Genomic DNA, 19575 nt, shown 5'->3' with positions numbered 1-19575 from the left:
CCGTGGCCACACGTCCCCAGGAGGTCACCCGAGGACGCGCTTTTAGTTGCTGATGCTGGAATCTGTTCGCCGCGCCGAGCGGCTCACATCATGTGGTCTTCGTGCATTGCCGGCGGCAGGACGTCGGCTGAATAGAGCACCGCGGGCACCTTGCCGTTGTTCTTCCACCAGTGAGCGAGCTGGCCGAACTCGGCGGTCACGTCGCCGGCCGGATGCTCGATGCCGACCTTGCAGGTGCTGCGATATTCGGTGATCGAGCCTTCGACGACGATAATGTTGGCTGGGCGGACATTGTGCTCATGCCACGGCACGACGCCGCCCGGCTGCACGACGAGCTTGCGCAGGCGCAGCATGTTGCCTTTCCAGGCCTCGCCCTTGCTACTCAGATCGATCGCGGAGAGAACGGTGTCGACGACGCCGACCGGCTTGCTTGGATGTTCCTGGATGTCGGTCGTAGCGGCCTGGCCGGCAGGGCAGTCGCCGGCGAAGGCCGGAGCAGCGGAAAAGGCAGCAGTTGCGGAAAGCAGCCCGACCGCAAACGCGAGGTTGAGTTTCTTGGTAGCCATCTTGTATTTCTCCTTTGTCGGTGCCCAAACGCGGGAGGCGGGGCATGACAGGGAGAATGATCGGAGCCGCGAAGAAAGAGAAATGCTGACTGGCTTTCAATTCGATACCTGAAAACTATCGTGAGCCATCATGGCTGCATGCAGACGCATGGCATCACATGCCACGCCGTGCCAGAATTTCTTGAGTTTGCTTCAGGCTGCGGTCTTGTGGATTGCCTGGGCTATGGCACTTTCCGGCCAGCCATGCGCCTTGACGCTGTTGACGAAGGCCGATGCCGCCGGCGAGAACCTGCGTCCCGCGACGACGACCAGGGACACTTCCCGCCAGACTTCGGGATCGATGACGGGCCGGACCTGCAAGCCCGGGATCACTGCGCTGAACTCCGGGATGAAGCAGATCCCAAGTCCCCCTGAAACCATATTCTGGATCCAGTCCTCGCGCTCGCTGGCGTAGGAGATCCTGAGCTTCACGCCGCGGTCGGTGCACAGTCCGGCGAGGTGATCACGATACTCGCAGTTGAGCCGCCTGAGATAGTTTTCACCGTCGAGTTCGGAGATGGCGACATTGTCGTTGCGAGCCAGCCGATGGCCGTTTGGAAAAGCCAGGACAAAGCGTTCGCGATAGAGTGGCGTGACATCGAATCGGTCCGGAAAGCTGTCGCTCGACGCCATGATAGCGACGTCGATCTCGCCAGACTCAAGCAGCTGAGAGAGCGATGCTGGCACGCCCTCCACCAGCTGCAGCTGGATGCCCTGCTGGCGTCTGTTGAAGTCGGTCAGCAGGCCGGTGAAGCGGCGCGGACCAATGGTGCACATGACGCCAACCTTGAGGTTGGCGTTTTCCAGGCACAAAAATCTCGACGCCTCCTGCCGCACTCCGGTCAGTTCGTCGAGGATCTGCTGAAACCGGGGGCGCAGCAGCACGCCAAGATCGGTGAGGTGCGTGAGGTTTCGCTCGCGGCGAAACAGCAGGCCGCCGACCTCGTCTTCGAGCTGTTGGATGGCGCGAGACAGCGCCGGCTGGGTGACATTGCACTTTTCGCCGGCGCGCGTGAAATTTCGCGTCTCGCACACGGCAAGGAAGTAGCGGATGTGATGAATGTCCATGCCGATTTGTCCCCGTTGCGTAGTCCTTTTTGCTCAACCGAACCTTGCCGCAAACGACATCAACGTTCCAATGCGCCGCTGCTATAGAGTTCATAGCATATCGTCATGGGCTGGCGCGGTTTGGCGCCCTGAAAGCTTTGGCGGGACACAGGGACGGCGGCGGGCAACTTGCTCGCCGCCGCGCTCTGGAAAGCCAGGGTGACGTTCAGCTGTTGCCGCCGAGCTGATGAACTTTCACGCAGAATTCGGCATGGGGCTTGCTCATCGCTGCGTCGTTGCATTCTTTCTTCATGGCATCCCGCTTGTCCTTCGACATAGCGCCCCAAGCTGCTTTGAAGTCGGCATCCGATTTCATCGTCTTCATGCCGGCGTCAGTGAAGAAAGGCTGCATGTTGGACGGCTCGTCGAGCACGCCGGCGAAAGCAACGCCGCTCAGGGCGGAAAGCGCGAAGGCGCCGAGGCAGATAGATTTTACATTCATAGTATGATCTTTCTCTGAAGTTTAGCAATCATCCCATCGACGACTGCGGTAATATTCGTCAGCAATTCAAAACTCTGTGGTTCCTCCTCGCCAATACGAATTTTGGTGCAATCACTCAGTATTTCGCCAATGCCGTCCGCGTATGAAGTTTATACCGGCTCTGCATCCTGCGGATGCGCGGCGGCGGCCGCTATTTGGCCAAGGCGAGCACGTTGACGCAAAATTGCGCATGGGGCTTGCCCATCGCGGGATCTTTGCAGGCCTTGGTCATCGTGACCCGGTCATGCTTCGGCATGGCGAGCCAGGCCTTCTTGAAGCCAGCCATCGGCTTCATCGTCTTCATCGAGGCGTCTGTATAGAACGTCGGCAACGCAGCCAGATCGCTGAAGGGATCCGCGGCCGCGGCCCCGGCAAACAGGCCGAGGGCTATCGCCCCAAGACAGGCAGTTCGTATTGTCATGGCACGCTCCTTTCTGTGTGCTGAAGGTTCGCCGGCGACCTGCGTGTTGCAGGTTCAAAGCAAAATCCTGGGATTTGCCTGCCTTGCAAAACCTTGCGACGCACGAGGCGATGCAGCCAATGCAATCTGCCTATGGAGTTCATGCCACCTTGGCATTTCGCCGACAGGAGAATGTGCGGCAGTCTTTCCGTCAAACGCCCAGCTTGGCGCTTTTGGGATGGAGACTGAGACAATGCATATCCAGACCGGAATCGAAACCAACCAACTCATCGCTGCAGGATCTTCAGTGGCAGACATGCAAGTCGTGGACATTGTTCTGACTAGCGATGCACACGGCGCATTTGTCTGGGGTGTCCTCGACCGCTTGTTGGACGAGCCTGCCCTGTCCTTCGGCAACATCACGGCGTCCGGTTTCGGCGCAACTGAGGCAGCGGTGCTCGCCTATGGCCTGGCCCTGGGCGGTCGGCGTGGCGCCCGGACGGCGCTCACGAACTTTTGGCGACGCGTCAGTCATGCGTCGATGTTCGATGCAGCCAATCCGCTAAAATCGATCCTGGAACAGTCAATCGACATTGCGGAGATCCGCAAGACAGGCTGCCCGGTGAGCCTCAGCATTCAGGCTTCGAATTCCCGCACAGAAGCCTTGAAGACCTTCGCCAGCGATCAATTGTCGATCGAGGCGATCCTGGCGGCGGCCACGATCCCCTTCCTCTTCCCGGCCGTGGAGATCGACGGCGATACCTATTGGGGCCACGGCGACGCTTCGGCTTTGCCGTTGGTCCAGCCGTTTGAGACCGGCCATCGGCTGATCGTCACCGGTAAGGAATCATTGTCCATGACGCCCTGTGCGGATCGCCGTCTCGCCGCCAGTCCTTGCCCGATGATGTGCATGCCAATTCACTTCATCTTCGATAGCCAGCACCGGGCCGCCTCGGCGCTGTTCACGAGACCGTGGACCGACTGGGGTGAACTGACCGACATGCGCGACACAGGACGGCAGCGAGCAGAGGATTGGCTTCTCGCCGATCATCTCTTTCAAGTCGAACGCCCGACCGCCAACACCGAAAATCGATACGTCTAGGCGCCTCCCTCCCGCCTAGTCGCGCCTGCTTCGCTCCGCTCCCGAATGCGGGCGCCAAGCCCTCCGGTTCCCCGCCGGAGGGCTTTTGCTTGGTAGGGGCTTCAACATAGTGACCGCGTATCAAATCCATGCCGAGACAGCATTTCAGCTCGGCCGCCGGATCAGGGACACTGCTTGCAGACAGGCCGCAAGGTCGGTCTTTCCCTCGAAACGCAACCAGGAGACACGTCTGTGATCAACGCCAAAACCCTCATCGGATCGGCCCTAGCGGCCGCCACTTCGCTGGCCGCAACGGCCGCCTATAGCGGCCCGGCTGCCAAGCCCGCCTTCGCCTTCGAAAAGTGCTACGGCGTCGTCAAGGCTGGCCAGAACGACTGCCAGACCGCGACGCATTCCTGCGCCGGCACCTCCACCGCAGACAACCAGCCGGATTCGTGGCTCTACGTGCCCGCCGGCAGCTGCGCGAAGATCGCTGGCGGCAGCGACAAACCTAAGGCCTGACCGATCAGACTTCGAGCCAACCCCCTTGGAAGGAGCAGACCGATGTCCCGTGCATTTCAGCGCCTCTCGATCCCCGCATCAGCGGGCATCGGTCTTCGCTCACCTCACGTCAGCGAGATGCTGACCCGCAGACCCTCCGCTGGCTGGCTCGAAGTGCATGCCGAGAACTACATGGGACATGGCGCCGGCGTCGAGGCGTTGGATCGGCTGCGCCAAATCTATCCGCTATCGGTTCATGGCGTTGGCCTCTCGCTGGGCAGCGCGCGAGGAGTGGACCGCGATCATCTGGAAAGGCTGCGCAAGGTCTGCGAGCGCTNCTCTCGCTGGGCAGCGCGCGAGGAGTGGACCGCGATCATCTGGAAAGGCTGCGCAAGGTCTGCGAGCGCTTCCAGCCCGATCTCGTCTCGGAACATCTCGCCTGGAGCGTGGCCGACGGCGCCTACCTGAACGACCTGTTGCCGCTGCGCTATGACGAAGAGGCGCTGGCGATCGTGGCGCGCAATGTCGAGACCGTCCAGGGCGCGCTGGGGCGGCAGGTGCTGATCGAAAATCTGTCTGCCTATGTCGCCTTTGTGGGTTCGTCTATGAACGAGGCCGAATTCCTGGCCGAGCTCGTCGCGCGGACCGGCTGTGGCCTGCTGCTGGATGTCAACAATGTCCAGGTTTCGGCGCACAACCTCCAATATGATGCAAAAGCCTTCATCGATGCGCTGCCAGTAGAGGCTATCGGTGAGATCCATCTTGCCGGACATGCGATCAATCACGTCGGGACCGACACCGTGCTCATCGACGATCATGGCTCGCGCGTGCCACCGGTTGTCTGGGCGCTCTACCAGCATGCCATAAGTCGGCTTGGACCGCGCCCTACCCTGATCGAATGGGACACCGATGTTCCTGTTCTCGATGTGCTGCTCGGCGAAGCGATGTGGGCCGACATGCTTTCCGCTTCGATCATGTTCAACCGCAAGCAGGCCGCGAGACAAACGGCGGCCGCAAAACCCCGGCCACAGTCCACCCTCGTTTCCTTCGAAACCGAGGCAAGGACAGGCATGCCCGTGCTTGCGGCATTTGCCGCCGCCAAGGCCGGACAGGTCATGCCGTCGGCGTTGCCGCAAATAATACAGGGAGGATACCATGCTGCCGCTTGAAGACTTGCAGACCACCATGGCGCGCTCGGTGCTCTCCATGGAGCCGTTGGTCGCCGCAAAAATTTTGACCGCCGGCAAGGCCGATCCTTTGGCGCGCCTGCGTATCTACCAAAACAACACCCGCAGTTCGCTCACTTCGGTGCTGATGGCGGTGTTTCCCGTCACGGTTCGCCTTGTCGATGAACGGTTTTTCCGTTTCGTAGCCAGCGAGTTCATTCGACGGCATCCGCCGGTGGAGTCGCGGCTGGCGCGTTATGGCGCCGGCTTCCCGCGCTTCCTGAAGACGATCGACACACTTTCCGACATGCCGATCGTGGCCGAAACGGCTCGGCTCGAATGGACCATCGCAGAAGCGCTCGACGCCGTTTGCCTGCCGTCGCGAACCCTGTCTGAATATGACAGCACCAATCTGGGACCCTCACCCGATATCCTGTTGCAGCCCTCCCTGCGGCTGATCGTTTCGCACTGGTCGATCCTGTCCGTTTGGACGGCGCACCAGCAAGAGGCGATGATCGACCAGCAGAGTGCCTGGATAAGGCGCCCTCAACGCGTGGCGTTGTGGCGAGCCGGAGATAGCGTCCGGCTGGTCCTTCTCGATCGGGCGAACTTTGCGTTCCGGCATTCGCTGAAGCACGGCCTAGGCCTCGAACACGCCACAAGCCGGGCCCTCGCCCTCGATCCCTCATTCGATCTCGTGTCCGCGCTCGTGCGTCTGTTCGGCGACGGGCTCGTCACGGATGTTCGGATCCCGACGCATCCCCTCTCAAACTGATGGAGACAGTCATGACCGCGATACAAGAATATTCCTCGCCCAATTCTGGCGGCCTTGTCGGCCTCTACAGGCGCGTTATCAAACTACCCGACCGCATTCCGTTTTCGCTGATCCAGCTCGCCGCCCGCCTCGCGATATCGCATGTCTTCTGGCAGTCCGCGCAAACGAAGCTGGCCTCCTGGCCGGTGACGCTGCAGCTGTTTGCCAACGAATACAATCTGCCATTCATCGATCCGTCGATTGCAGCGCCTCTGGCAACGGCTGCCGAAATCACGGGATCGGTGCTGCTCTTCCTGGGGCTGTTCTCCCGCCTTGGCGCACTGATGCTGCTCGGTATCGTATCGGTAATCCAGATTTTCGTTTTCCCGGAGAACTGGGCCGAGCATCTGTTGTGGGCCTCGCTGCTCCTGCTCGTGCTGACCCGTGGCGCCGGCGTCTTTTCGCTCGACTACGTTGCGGAGCGGTCCTTTTCAGCATCCAGAAAATGAACATCTCGACCAGCTAGGGAAGCGCGGTGCGCATCTTCATCTTTCATGCCCACCCGAACCCAACAGCTTTAACGGCGCACTAACCCGCGCAGCGCAAGGCACGCCGCACACAAAAGGGCATGCCGCCCGTAAGGACCGGCCAAGCAAGAGAGTCTTCGCAATCCAGTGGAGGTAGGCATGACTGCCTACAACGTCGTTCGGTTCCGCACCAAGCCGGGCAAGGAACAGGCATTCATCGATGCACACAAGAAGGCGACCCTCGACGCCACGGGCTCCAAAAGGCCGCTCTGATCAAGACCGGCGATCGGACCTTCTGCGTCGTCGGTGAATGGAACGACTTGGCAGCCTCGCGGCGGCACGGCCGCAGATGATCGGCCTTTTGGGCACAATGTGAGACATGCTGGAGGATCTCGGCGGCGACCTCGGCATTACCGATCCGGTCTCCGGAACGGTCATCGCCGACATCAGGACCTGAAGGGGCCCAACCGGGGGCTTGGTGCGCACCCGTCTATCAAAATCAACGAGCGACGCACGAACTGCTGGAGTCCGCTGAGCCTTCGACGTATAGGCTGTCGTGAGGCAAGGTTGAGGATCCGACGTGACGGTAGTCGACGATCGTCTTCTCGAAAGCAAGATGACCAAGGTGGAGCAGGCGCGAGCCTGGAGCCCACGCGTCATCTCGAAATTCGAGACGCTGATCAAGAGCGCCGACGACCACTCACTCTATCGCATTAATCCGCGGTCCTTCGCTCGCGACCGAGCAATCGCCGAGCCTGAAGCAATCGACCTCTTCCTTCATGCCACCCGCTGTGGGTTGTTCGACATGAGCTGGGATGTGCTGTGTCCCCAGTCCGGGATGGTGCTCGATAGTTTCGGCGCCCTGCGCACGCTGAAGACCCACTACGTCTGTGGCCTGTGCGACGTCTCGGGCGACACCGACCTCGACGACTTCATCGAGGTCACCTTCTCGGTATCGCCGAAATTACGGCGCCTGCCTTACCACGATCCCGAGACACTCCCTGTCGAGGATTTTCACTGGAAGCTCCATTTCGGACATGACGGGCGGCTACCGGGCCAAGACGTTCGCTTTCTTGACGTTCTGCGCGGCTTCGTTCGGGGCATGACGTTTCTGCCACCCGGCACCACCACAGTTCTCCGCGGCGACCTGGGACCGGGCGCCCTTTCTGGCGTCAACGTCCAGACGCAGGCCGCGTTCGCTGTGCCAATATCAGGCGATCCGGTGTTCGCACCGACACTTCTGAAAATCGACTACGACGGCAAACGCTTCTTGCCGGCTTTGCCCACTGTGCCACCTGGCCCGATTGTCATCGAGGTAGTGAATAAAGGGACAGTGCGAGGTTCGTTGCTTGTTATCAACTGGCCGCCCGAGCTTGTCACGCTGACCACCAAGCCAGCGCTCGATTTCGAACCCTATGTTTCCGGTGGAGCGCTGCTTGCGCGGCAAACGTTCCGCCAGCTGTTCCGGTCCGAACGTGTCGACGAGAAGGAGGGGCTCGGCATCCGGCAGATCACCTTCCTGTTCACGGACCTAAGTGGTTCGACCGCCATGTATGAGCGCCTAGGTGACCTCAACGCCTACGCCTTGGTCCGCGAGCATTTCGCTCTGGTCAACGTGGCGGTTCAGCAACATTCCGGAGCGGTGGTCAAGACGATTGGCGACGCGGTGATGGCGGTATTCTCGCGGCCGTCGGATGCGATTTCGGCTGCACTTCACATCTTTGAAGAAATCGATCGCTTCAACGGTGACCATGACGGGCCGGGGATCATTCTCAAGATCGGAGCCCACTGTGGACCGTCGATCGCCGTGACACTCAACGACAACCTCGATTATTTCGGCCAGACCGTGAATGTCGCCGCACGCGTGCAGTCCTTGGCGGAAGCCGGACAGGTCTGCATTTCCGAGGCGCTCTATTCCGCGCCCGGGGTTCGCGAAATGCTTGCCGGCCATCGTGTCGTGGCTTTTGACGCGCCCCTTCGGGGTGTGCAGGGTGACGCAACTGTCTATCGCATTATGCGTGGATAGACGCGTGTGGATAGACACAATTGCGTGCCAACGCCATTTCGCACCGCATAGGAACGGGAACTTAGGGTCTCAGTCACGGTCTTGAGCAGTTCAATGGGAAAGAATGGCGCTAAGAGGATTGAACTCTAGGTTTTAATAAAATCAATAAACTTACGAAACGTTTTGTAACATTGTGACGGCCGTCGAAATGGTTCCTAAAAAGGGACTTCATCGTCTAGATTACGGTCGCGGCCACCACCGCCGCCAAAGTCTGCCTTCTTCTTCCGCTCTTCAATTTCAGGAGCGCGCGGCGCGATCATAACGAATGGCTTTGGAAGGGCCGGCAGCTTACGCTGTTCATCTTCCTCAACCTTCGCCTCCGCCACTACTTGGTTGATGTTTGACAGGAGCTTGTGAGCCACGTCGTAGGCGCTCCAAAGGGTGACAGGGACAGCGAGAATTTCCAGCGTAAGGCGTGTAACCGCTACATAGCTCAATCGACTTTTTCCGAGTGCAGCCTCGAATTCGGCAACCTTATCGAGAAGCCTTTCTTTCTTCGCTTCGTTGAAGCTCGGCGACTTTTGTATCGCCTCTTTCAGATGATGAATGTAAGATCGGATTTTGTCTTTCGAAGCTTCCGGAAGACGTGTTGATTCGGAACGTTGACGGATGCTCGTGTCAATCGCGAGCTGAGTCATGTAATGGTCTAGGTCAGCGACCAACTGAAAATAAATGTCACTGTCAAACTTGTTAACTTTTGGCACATTTGTGAATAGAAACGGCTCTATACCGTATCGCTTCGCAGCGGCGAGAACTACATTGGTGAAACCATGGCGCATTTCTTGTAGTTGACGCCAGTCGTTCTCATCGCCATCGTTCAATCCTCTAGATGTTTCCGAAAGATTTCGCCGCGCGACGCGAACGAATGAGGAAAACGCCTGCTGATTGTCTTCAGGCAGGTCATTCAGTTCATCCTCGGATATAAAATCGTAAAGGTGCATGCCATGAACATAATGAGCCTAGCGACGGACGCAATAGAGTCTGCTGCTACTCGGCGTTTCCGTGAGCTACCTTTTGAACGTAACGCTCGAAAGCGGCGGAGCTTGCTAAGCTTCGGTCGGTGGCAAAAAATTCGGCTAGCCATCGTGTCCTCAGCCAGAATTGCTATCGTTTTTTCGCGCTCACAGGATGCGCCGGATACGATGATCTGACCAGCGAACCGTTAGAGCGGGCACGGTATTTGCGTCATTTCGGCCTAGCAACACGGGGTCGTCCACTAATTCTCACCCCCGCCGGAGTATCCACGGCGGCCTGTCGAAGCGTGTTTCTTTTCCAACGAAATCATGCATTCTTATATTAGGGGGCAAGGGGGACATAAATTGGGTGGGGAAGAGCGTGTCGATCTGTCTCGTCTCGAGGACGGGCGGCTCGGTGAAATATTCGAGCTAAAGCGTCATGATCAGCATTTCTTGGAAGATCTTAACCGAGAGCTGAACCGACGAGAAAGCGACGAGGCACTTGAACTTCAGTTCGAGGTAATCAAAGCACGTCGCGCCTTCGCGCGAACTACGCCCCCCGCCAGTAATGACCATCAACCCCGAGCGTCAGGCCCCGTCCGCGATTGGCTGCGCGCATTTCTTTCCGCAAGAGATATTCAGCGACCGAATTCCCAACCGCTATATCGCTACCGCATGGCCGACGGCGAATTTGACCAGGCGAAGGAGCTCCTGCGCTATCTCGCGGCTCAAGGGCGACTAACTGTTCCGGACGACAGATCGGGCGCACTGTTCGTGGCTTTTTGCTCGGAATGGTTCCGTCGCGAATCGGATTCAACCTTTCTTAAATGGAACGACCCTGCCCCGGACCTATTTCCTGCTATCCCCGATTCTGCAAAACGTGATCTGGCCGATCGTGGGCTGCGATTCTGGCGACGCGAGTTGAGACGCAGTGAATCAGGCCGCGAATTCTTGCTCACGGTGGCGCTCGAAGGTGGCTTTCCGGTCCGTATTCTTACGAGCGGCGCGAGATCATGGCTTCGCGACTATCTGCGTTCAATCATGCGCCGCGCAGTCGCATCCAGAGTGGACACCCTTCAGGAGATCCTCGATATCTCTGAAGAAGAACGCGGCCGAATGCGTAAGAGTTATCAGAGTGCCGATTTTGTAGCTCTCTGCTCTGAACTAGTCGAAAGGCTTCTTGATCTACGGCGAGCCGCCGAGGCTGAGGGCGTTAGCAATATCAGCAATTCTACCCTGCTCGACATTAGGCGGCCGGGCTGGCGGGAAAATTTGCCGATATACGTTCCAGCAAAAGATGAAGCCCTCGTGGCAGAGTTGCTGACCGGACTGCTCGATGAAAAGATGGCCGGGCTATCCACCGAGGGCGTTGAGACGCGTCGCTACTTGGTAAAATGCGACGGTAAATGGGTTCCGGCGATACAGTTGCTCGCCGATGGAGAGATCGCGCCCCAGAAACTGCCGAACCTGCCGACGCAGGGTCGAGTGCGGGCGGTTCCAACCGGCGAACTCGGCAATCATCTCTCGGGAGAGCTGGCGTTGTTTGAAGCGCCGATAGGGGAACAGCGGCGCTGGCGCGTCCTGCCATTCACTCGGACCGGTAAATTGCTGAAGAATTTCCCGTTCACATCTCCGGTCACCGCCACGCTGACTTCTCCAAACGTAGCCCCCTGTCCCTGGACTTGGCCGCATGGAGAGCCGCTTAGGTCGGATTTGCTAGTTTTTCGCGAGGACGAAGGATCAACGGCAGCTACACCCCTTCTTCGTTTTTTCCGATCGGGATCTGCAAGTTCTGCGATCAAGACTCTCCATGTGTTGTTTCCAGACGACTGGACGATTGAGCCGACGTCAGAAAGCGCGGTCGTCGAAATCGAAAGCTTGCCCTATCTTAACCGCAAACTTGCCCGGCTGGTTGGGACGGCATATTTCCGGAGCGGTGAAAGCGATGCGATCCGCTTTAGAGTAGAACCAGACACAGAGGGTCGCGAACACGACCTTGAATTTCCATCTGGCTCGCCGACCGGGTTCGAGCTCGCAGATGAGCAGTGCGAACTAGCTGTCTCGCCAGCTGACCCACTTATCCGCGATGGAGGAAAGCAGCCAAGGCCACCACGCGCCGGCGAACTATTCTCTCGGCGCCCCGGAGGGAAATGGGTGCCATTGTCCAGTCGCATCGACAGCGTCGGCCTGACAGAATTTTCGTTGCGCGACCCGGAGGCTGGCGTTCAAATCGAGAGGCGGCTGGTAGCCCTATTCCCGATTGGTGCGCGCATCAGCGGGACGATGAACGATGCGCGTCGTGGACAAATCCGGTTGGAAGGACTACCGGGCTGGACAGCTTCGATTGCCAATGCAGCCTGTGAAGTCGATCAGGTCAATTCAACTACGCTTTCGTTCAAATTTTTAGGACGCCCGCTATATCGCCTTCCAATGATGGTTCGCCCCGCCGTAGGCCAGCCATTCGAGATCGTCGTTCCCCTGATCGGTCGCGATGCGGCCATCGCCCTGGCCGATGGTTCGGTTCTGGAACCCGGAGCCCAGGTTGATCTTGGGACGCTCAGGGGTGCGGTTGCCATATCACCGCGAAGAACCGTCCTGCACGTGACCGGCAAGGGGGCCAAGTCGGGCGGACTGAGCGCAGCGGTCGACGGCGAGCTGCCTTTGGGCGTTCTGCGAAGCGCCATTGATGAGATCCTCACAACCCTGCCAGGCCAGGACGATCTGGCTGAGCTCGAATTCGTAGGGGACACGCGCCTGCCCATCCGCATCAGCCGCTACCGCAACAAACAACTCGCTCACGATGGTGGCATAGTGAGCTGGTCAGAAGGGTCTAGCTCACCCAAAGTCCTCCCTGTGGCAAGGATGGTTCTCGATCCTCGACACGAACATGCACTGGAACAAGAGGCTGAGGGGCTTTGGCGAATCCCCGAGCGATGCAAGGGGCTCTGTCTTGTCTATCTCCGGCACGGTGTGGATGTTGTTTCGAGACCACTGCCCGTTCCGCAACCGGGATCTCCCGTTGCTCATACTGGAAACCTAGTGTCTGCGCTCGCAATAGCTGACTATGAAACTCGGCAAGCCGAGATAGGGAATGCACTTCACCATATCGTTGAAGATGTGGGGGGCTTCAGATTCCTGCTTGAAGCCGCCACGACCCTGAATGGCCTCCCGGCAAACGCCTTTGATGCTCTGAAACTGCTGCCGTCCTGTCCGCAGGCCTTGGTTGGCCTTCTTCTTAGCGCCCGGGATGCTGGAGAACGAGGCACCATTTGGTCTCTTCAAAACGAGTTGCCTTTCCTTTGGTTGGGATTGCCACTATCCGCGTGGCGGGCAGCGCTTGAGGCCGACTATGCTGCTGTCTTTGTGGCGCTCGAACCACTTCTCGGTGCGGGAAAGGCTGGTGCGGAGGCGCTAGGGCGGGTGGCTACATTACGTGCCGAACTGAATGCGCTGGAACCGGCGCTGGCATGGATTTTCAGCCTAGCGGGAATTGCCACAGTAGAGGCAACTCGATTTCCGTCACTGAACGATCTCACCGGGACCTATATTGCGAGCCAAATCCACCGAAGCAGCGAAGGGCGAAATGATCTTGCCGCTCGGCTCGAGCTTGCCGGCTTGAAGCTGCCATCGGAAATTCTGACCAAATCGCACGAGGACTTCGATGGCCTGTTCGCACCGATCCTGCTCGCTGCTAGCGCCCAGGGAAGACTGACTATTAAACGCGACCTGGCGCTACTTGCCCGTCGCACGCTCCGAGAGAACCCGGCCTACGTGTCCGGAGCCTACGCTCACCTTCTGAAGTTTTATGATTCGAAATGAAAATGACCCAGTTCGACGTATTGGATGAAGTGAAGCGACGCACGGCTGAAGCCGTCGTTGCCCAATCCGGCCTCGCGCATGAAGGACTGCGACGGCATCTCCGCGAACTGCTCGGCGGAAATAATCCTGCGAGCGGCGCTTTGATGCAGCAGGCGATAATAGAGGGAGCGCACCCATTTGTTGCCGCAGATAAGACCATGCAGGATTTCTCTGGGTCGCTGCTCCATCGTGATCTGATATCCGCATTGGATGGGTTGCCGGACGGTCACGACTACCGGTTTCCGCGATCGCGGAAACCTTTCCAGCATCAGGTCGAAGCCTGGCAGCTGCTCGCGGAAAAGGATCCGCAATCGGTCCTGGTGACTTCGGGAACGGGTTCAGGGAAGACGGAATGCTTTTTGTTTCCGATCCTGAGTGATTTGGCCGCGCAAGCAGGCACGCAGCGCGAACCTCTTCAAGGCGTGCAGGCCATTATGCTTTATCCATTGAACGCTCTGATTGAGAGCCAGCGCGAGCGTCTATCCGCTTGGACGAAGCCGTTCGGCGGCAAGCTCCGCTTTTGCCTATACAACGGCGATCTTCCAAGGGATGCAAAAGAGTCCGATCGCCGTCGCTCCCCAGAGCGAGTGGTCGACAGGGTGCGCTTACGCTCAAGCCCTCCGCCTGTGTTGGTCACAAACGTGACCATGCTCGAATACATGCTTGCGCGCGCCGAAGATCAGCCGATCATTGATGTTTCGAAGGGAAAGCTGCGCTGGATCGTCCTCGATGAGGCTCACTCGCTCGTCGGTGCTGCCGCCGCAGAGATAGCACTGCTGCTCCGGCGAGTATTACTCGCCTTTGATGTGAAACCAGAAGATGTCCGCTTCGTAGCCACCTCGGCGACAATCGGATCGGGCGAACAAGTGCGTGAGCAGCTCCAGAGCTTCTTAGCCGACGTGGCTGGCATTCCTGACGGCCGAGTTCATGTGATCGAGGGCCGTCGCGTAATGCCTCGTCGCCCCGAGGGTCGGCACTCGCCGATATCAGATGATATTCGAACTGCGGACCCCAATCGGCTGTATGAGGCCCTCGGCCGTGATCCGCAGACTTGGAGTCTAGTCGAAAAGCTGTTCGAGGGAAGCGTGCCGCTTGCCGACTTCGAGCTGCCCGCTCGCGCCTATAGCATATCCGCCCCCGAACTCGTTTCAGCGATGTCACGTGCGACGCGAAAGGCTCCTGGTGGTGAGGTCGAGCCCTTTGCGCCGATGCGTCTTCATGCGTTTGAACGCGCGGTCGCTGGCATATGGAGCTGCATCAACACGGACTGCCCCGGCAGACCTTCGGACTGGCCGTTTGGAGGTATCTTGTCCGATCGCTCCGACCATTGCCCGTTATGCCTAGCGCCGGTGCTGGAGATCATAAGTTGCACCGAGTGTGGTGAGGTATTCTTAGAAGGAACGGAAAGGGGTGAACGGCTAGCGGCACCGTTGCGCAACCCCCCGCGCGACGAATTCGCCTTCGAGAATGCGCGCGAAAACGATGCCGGATCAGAGGCCGGCGACGAGATAGAGGAAGAGGTGCCAGAGGAAGAGGCCGTCTTCCAGCGCGATCGTCTGTTCGCCACCAACCCGACGGCTGCTGCTCGCGGATTTTGGCTGGATCGAAAATCTGGTTGGCGGGTGTCTGATGCTCCTGCCGAGGGCGGCGCATCTCTGTTGTCCGAGGAACATGCGGGACCGCGTCACTGCCCGCACTGCAGTCCGGAAGGCCGCAAAAGATCTGAAATGTTGCGACCCTTAAGATTTGGTGCTCCCTTTATCCTCGGCAACGCAGCACCGATCTTGCTTGAAGGAGTGGAACCAGCGCGACCAACAGACGGCGAGAAACTCCCTTCAGCCGGACGGCGCCTGCTGTCATTCACTGACAGCAGACAGGGGACTGCGCGTATGGCGGCCAAGCTACAGGTCGAGGCGGAGCGGAATTTTGTCAGAAGCTTCGTCTACCATCAGCTAATAGCATCCACGCAGCCCCAAGCAGGCGCCGATGAGGAGATCGCTCGAACTACGACTGAGATCGAGCAGCTCGAGGCCGCGTTCGCAGCCACGCGCTTGCCCGCGCTAGAGAATCTTATCGCAGAGAAAAGGCGAACGCTGGCTGGGCTGACGTCCGGAAATCTAGACGGTGTTGCTTGGCCGGACCTTGTTAACCGGCTGTCCGAGCGGGTGGAGGTCGCCGAATGGATAAAGTCCATTTGGCAAGTGCGTGACGAGGCCCTCTTCGCTGACGCCGGAAAGGTCGCCGAGTTCTTATTGTTGCGCGAATTCTCCAGGCGGCCGCGGCGAGCCAATTCGCTGGAAACGATGGGGATGGCGCGGCTGCGCAACCCGGCCGTCGACAGGCTGACAGAACTGCCAGACGCCCTCCGGCGCAGGGGCAAGACAATCGCGGAGTGGCGATCTTACCTTGATGCCGTCCTTACTCATTTTGTTCGGGCCAATGGTGCGGTTTCGATATCGCGTCAGTTGCAACATTGGATATCACCGAAAGCGAAATTGAAGTCGCTAATCGGGCCGGAAGAACACACCGACGGCGACCAGAGCCTTCAGGCTTGGCCAAACGGTTATTTTCGTGCTCACCCACGATCGCGGCCGGTTGCGCTGCTTGTTCATGGCCTAGGCCTCGAGCTAAGTGACCCAGGCGATAGAGCTGATCTCAACGAGTGTCTGAGTATGGCCTGGCGACAGGTCCAGCACACGTTTTCCGCCGATCCCGAACGACGCGTCTTTGATTTCTCTAAAACCTTCGTCGCTCCAGTCACGAACGCTTTCTATTGCCCGTCGACCCGCCGAATTCTCGGCGCCGCACCATTCGGAATGACGCCTTACGGGCTGGAGAGCAAGCTAGGGGATCGACGCCAGGCTGTTCCTGTTGTCATGCCCCTACATCCCGAAGCCTTGCTTGGGCTGCTTGACATGGACATTGCAAGGCAGGCCGTTAGTCAGTGGATCGAATCCGACGCGGCTGTTGTCGGATTGCGGAATCTAGGCGCATGGAACAACATCTCTGATCGCGTAGCACTGTTCGCCGACTACGCGCGCTCGGCGGAGCATTCAGCTCAGCAAACAGGCGGACGGCTGCGCCGATACGAGCGGGACTTCAAGGCCGGCAGGATCAACATTCTCAACTGCTCAACCACGATGGAAATGGGCGTCGACATCGGCTCGGTCTCGTCAGTAATGATGACCAACGTGCCTCCGTCCATCGCGAATTACCGCCAACGTGTTGGTCGCGCCGGCCGCCGCGGCCAAGCAATTTCTCTTGCCTTCACCTTCTGCAAGGACAGACCCCTTGACCGTGAGGCTTTTCGAAATCCGCACGCATTTCTTCGACGGAACTTGTCAGCGCCAAAGGTGACGCTAAGCAGCCGGCCGATTGTGCAACGCCATGTAAATGCTTTTCTGCTGAGCGGGTTTATGCGCGAGCGAGGAGGCGACAGTCTCAAGATGCAAATCGGCGCTTTCCTCGGCTGTCCAACCGAACCCTCAGAGACCCGCCCGCTCAAGTCGGACCGCCCGGTCGAGACCTTCATTGAGTGGCTTGAGCGACCGGCGGTAGCAACAGCCTACGAAATGGGCCTCGCGGCACTGACAAGGAGAGCAATCCTGTGGGGCGACCAGACACTGGTGGAACATACCCGTAGTGCGATCGTGGACCTCTCAAAGGCGTTCGTCGCGGAATGGGAGGGCTTAGTAGCACTCGCAAAGGACGAAGGAGTTAGAGAGGCAGGCAAGTCCCGGATGGCGATCGAGCTCAAGCGCATGTGCGGCGAATTTCTGCTTAGCGGCCTAGCTGACAGAGGTTTCCTTCCCGGCCATGGCTTTCCGACTGACGTAGTCTCCTTCATCCCAGGAAAGGAGTTCAAATCACCGGAAGATACTCAGGATGGGACGAGGCAATTCCGAACGGTCGGCCCTCAACGTTCGCTTGACTTAGCGATTCGGGACTATGCCCCAGGATCGGAAGTAGTGCTCGACGGCCTTGTGCACAAGTCAGCCGGAGTGACGCTCAATTGGAAACGGCCTGCAAGCGAGGAGAATTTGGCTGAAGTCCAGAGCCTTCGCTTTCACTGGCGCTGTTCAGAGTGCGGAGCAAGCGATACGAAACGCGGCTCTGGCCCTGAGCAATGTCAGGCTTGTGGCGCCGAGCATCCACTCAGCCACGAGTTCCTGCGACCGGCTGGGTTCTCCGTCGATCCGAGAGCACGTGTGCACGCTGATACAGACACGTTGTCGTATATCCCACCAGAGGATCCGGTGGTGTCAGCCCGGGACACGGCGTGGCGGAGTCTTCCGATCCCTGAACTAGGCCGCTATCGATGCAGCCGAGAGGGCCTCGTATACTATTCCAACCGAGGCGGCCAAAAAGGCTTTGGGTATGCTATCTGCTTGCAGTGCGGCCGGGCGGAACCCGATACCGACAATCGCGGGCTAGCCTCACCGCCCCCTGCGCTCGTTGATCATAAGCCCTTGCGTTATCGTCAGGGGCAAGAGCTCTGTCCGGGCAACGAAAAGCCGTTCAGCATCAAGCGGAACATCTCCCTTGGTTACGAAATCACCACGGACGTTTTCGAGCTTCAGCCGCAGCACCCCTTGCGACGGGCGGCCGCCAACGCGTTCGTCATTGCCTTGCGCGAAGCTCTTTCTCAGGAACTTGGTGTTGAGGCTGACGAAATGGGCTTTGCCGTCGCCGAAAGCCGTAATGCCTTGGGGGCATCCACCGCATCCCTGTTCATCTTCGATCGGGCGACTGGCGGAGCCGGCTTTGCGGTGTCGTTCGAGTATCTGATGCGGCCAATCCTTCGCCGAGCAGAGCAAATCCTGGATTGCAAGACGCCGGGTTGTGAAAAAGCCTGCGCCGCCTGCGTGCTTACCTCGGATGCACCGGATGGTAAGGATGACCTGGACCGGAAGGCGGCGCTCAACTTTGTTCGCAATCATTTCACGTTTCCGGACGACCTCTACCCGGCTGATTGCTTTGTTCCAGGCGCTGAGCTGTCGCTCGCCCCGATCGACGAAATTGACAGGGAACTACGACGTTCTGCGCAATCAAAATTAACGATCTATCTACCTCATCAAAGCATCTCGGCATCGATACAAGATTGGCCTTTGGCCGGACAATTCCAACGATGGGGCATGCGAGGGCACTTGGTGCGTCTGGCCGTGCCCTCTGGAGAGGTTGAGAAGCTTAGCTCGGCCGACAGACTGGGTCTTCGAGATTTCGCAATCGGGCACAACGTTGATTTGATCTCAGCGGACGCGCCAATCTTCGAAAACGGGGCATCGGCGTTGGCGGCAGTCGACAAAGGTGATTTGGGTTCTGTCTGGGCATCGCGCGAACTGGAGCCCAGCCTGCCAGGAAAGCGGTGGGGAAGTCCGAAAATCCATCCAGTGGTGGTTGGCAACGTCTCGGTGGAATCGCAATTTGCAACTATTGATCTTAAGACGCTTTTGCCGGCTCCCGGGGCTCAATTCGTTCAAATCGACTCGGAGCTCAACTGTGACATTGCCGCGTTCGGCGCCAATGCGTCCAAGATCATGGTCGATCTTCTAACCAGATGTGGTGCTTGGTCAAAAGCTGGCATCAAGAAGGCGACCTATCAGGACCCTTATGTTTCCTCTCCGCTAGTGGCACGCCTCTTGGTCGACACGATCAGTCAGGTAGTCCTTCAATCCGGGGCAAGTGATGCGTCACTCACTCTCGAAACTCGATCGACCCGTATTAATGAACAGCGAGGTCAGCCTTGGCAGATCGTGCATGATTGGCGTGATGCGGGCGACCAGAAGGCCGTGATTGACCTCTTTGGGCAGCACAGGGGAATACGCGTATCGGTAGTTCACAAGGATGTGCCGCATGGTCGCTACCTGGATATCGAATTCAAAGACGGAAGTCGCGCTACGATCGTTCTTGACCAAGGTTTCGGTGCTTGGTCAGCACCACGACATATTCCGGTCCGGCACGATTTCGGAGCTGATGCGGCCACTCAAGTGAGGAGACTTGCCACCACAAACGTAGTTCTGCAGAGAAATGGCATAGGCAAGACCTATTTCGTCGCCGCGCCGCGCTAGACGTGC

At 58.6% G+C, this 19575-nt stretch carries 12 protein-coding genes and 1 pseudogene; 8 read left to right on the top strand and 5 right to left on the bottom strand.

Annotated features, from left to right (window positions below; translation table 11 throughout):
- Positions 1-83 precede the first annotated feature (83 nt).
- The 4 genes from X743_RS150455 to X743_RS150470 form a co-directional block, all read right to left on the bottom strand.
- Complete coding sequence (locus X743_RS150455; protein WP_023766719.1) at positions 84-566, bottom strand: cupin; 483 nt, start codon at positions 564-566, stop codon at positions 84-86.
- A 192-nt stretch (positions 567-758) separates the two neighbouring features.
- On the bottom strand, positions 759-1673 hold the full coding sequence (locus X743_RS150460) for a LysR family transcriptional regulator (protein ID WP_023766718.1): 915 nt from the start codon (positions 1671-1673) through the stop codon (positions 759-761).
- Positions 1674-1878: 205 nt separating this feature from the next.
- Entirely contained in the window at positions 1879-2154 is a 276-nt protein-coding gene (locus tag X743_RS150465) for a hypothetical protein (RefSeq protein WP_023766717.1), read from the bottom strand.
- A 190-nt stretch (positions 2155-2344) separates the two neighbouring features.
- Positions 2345-2614, bottom strand: a complete 270-nt coding sequence (locus tag X743_RS150470) for a hypothetical protein (protein ID WP_023766716.1) — start codon at positions 2612-2614, stop codon at positions 2345-2347.
- A 232-nt stretch (positions 2615-2846) separates the two neighbouring features.
- Between X743_RS150470 and X743_RS150475 the strand changes: the two genes are divergently transcribed.
- The 6 genes and pseudogenes from X743_RS150475 (at position 2847) to X743_RS150495 (ending at position 8648) form a co-directional block, all read left to right on the top strand.
- Complete coding sequence (locus tag X743_RS150475; protein WP_023766715.1) at positions 2847-3695, top strand: hypothetical protein; 849 nt, start codon at positions 2847-2849, stop codon at positions 3693-3695.
- Positions 3696-3926: 231 nt separating this feature from the next.
- Positions 3927-4196, top strand: a complete 270-nt coding sequence (locus X743_RS150480) for a DUF2282 domain-containing protein (RefSeq protein ID WP_023766714.1) — start codon at positions 3927-3929, stop codon at positions 4194-4196.
- 42 nt (positions 4197-4238) lie between these two features.
- A pseudogene (locus tag X743_RS01000000169130) lies at positions 4239-5344 on the top strand (DUF692 domain-containing protein).
- A complete protein-coding gene (locus X743_RS150485) occupies positions 5331-6116 on the top strand; it encodes a DNA-binding domain-containing protein (protein WP_023766713.1) in 786 nt (261 codons plus the stop codon). The pseudogene X743_RS01000000169130 and the gene X743_RS150485 overlap by 14 nt, the downstream one beginning before the upstream one ends.
- A gap of 11 nt (positions 6117-6127) precedes the next feature.
- Positions 6128-6604 carry a DoxX family protein gene (locus X743_RS150490; protein ID WP_023766712.1) on the top strand — a complete coding sequence of 159 codons (477 nt, stop codon included), beginning with the start codon at positions 6128-6130 and terminating at the stop codon, positions 6602-6604.
- A gap of 598 nt (positions 6605-7202) precedes the next feature.
- A complete protein-coding gene (locus tag X743_RS150495; RefSeq protein ID WP_023766710.1) occupies positions 7203-8648 on the top strand; it encodes an adenylate/guanylate cyclase domain-containing protein in 1446 nt (481 codons plus the stop codon).
- A 194-nt stretch (positions 8649-8842) separates the two neighbouring features.
- On the opposite strand, the gene X743_RS150500 is transcribed toward X743_RS150495, so the two are convergent.
- Positions 8843-9628, bottom strand: a complete 786-nt coding sequence (locus tag X743_RS150500; RefSeq protein WP_023766709.1) for a hypothetical protein — start codon at positions 9626-9628, stop codon at positions 8843-8845.
- Positions 9629-10006: 378 nt separating this feature from the next.
- Here X743_RS150500 and X743_RS150505 point away from each other — a divergent pair, with 378 nt between their 5' ends.
- Together X743_RS150505 and X743_RS150510 are read left to right on the top strand one after the other, a co-directional pair.
- A complete protein-coding gene (locus tag X743_RS150505; protein ID WP_156934455.1) occupies positions 10007-13462 on the top strand; it encodes an STY4851/ECs_5259 family protein in 3456 nt (1151 codons plus the stop codon).
- A 2-nt stretch (positions 13463-13464) separates the two neighbouring features.
- Positions 13465-19569, top strand: coding sequence for a DEAD/DEAH box helicase (locus tag X743_RS150510; RefSeq protein ID WP_023766706.1), 6105 nt, complete (start codon positions 13465-13467; stop codon positions 19567-19569).
- Positions 19570-19575: the final 6 nt, after the last annotated feature.

The sequence above is a fragment of the Mesorhizobium sp. LNHC232B00 genome (genome assembly GCF_000502435.1).
GTDB classification, from domain to species: Bacteria; Pseudomonadota; Alphaproteobacteria; order Rhizobiales; family Rhizobiaceae; genus Mesorhizobium; species Mesorhizobium opportunistum.
This window is presented reverse-complemented; position numbering and strand designations above follow the sequence as displayed.

Bases quoted from the DNA above. Each gene is read 5' to 3' on its own strand.
- X743_RS150455 (WP_023766719.1), bottom strand. From the start codon at position 566: ATGGCTACCAAGAAACTCAACCTCGCGTTTGCGGTCGGGCTGCTTTCC.
- X743_RS150475 (WP_023766715.1), top strand. From the start codon at position 2,847: ATGCATATCCAGACCGGAATCGAAACCAACCAACTCATCGCTGCAGGA.
- X743_RS150470 (WP_023766716.1), bottom strand. From the start codon at position 2,614: ATGACAATACGAACTGCCTGTCTTGGGGCGATAGCCCTCGGCCTGTTT.
- X743_RS150490 (WP_023766712.1), top strand. From the start codon at position 6,128: ATGACCGCGATACAAGAATATTCCTCGCCCAATTCTGGCGGCCTTGTC.
- X743_RS150500 (WP_023766709.1), bottom strand. From the start codon at position 9,628: ATGCACCTTTACGATTTTATATCCGAGGATGAACTGAATGACCTGCCT.
- X743_RS150485 (WP_023766713.1), top strand. From the start codon at position 5,331: ATGCTGCCGCTTGAAGACTTGCAGACCACCATGGCGCGCTCGGTGCTC.
- X743_RS150465 (WP_023766717.1), bottom strand. From the start codon at position 2,154: ATGAATGTAAAATCTATCTGCCTCGGCGCCTTCGCGCTTTCCGCCCTG.
- X743_RS150510 (WP_023766706.1), top strand. From the start codon at position 13,465: ATGACCCAGTTCGACGTATTGGATGAAGTGAAGCGACGCACGGCTGAA.
- X743_RS150460 (WP_023766718.1), bottom strand. From the start codon at position 1,673: ATGGACATTCATCACATCCGCTACTTCCTTGCCGTGTGCGAGACGCGA.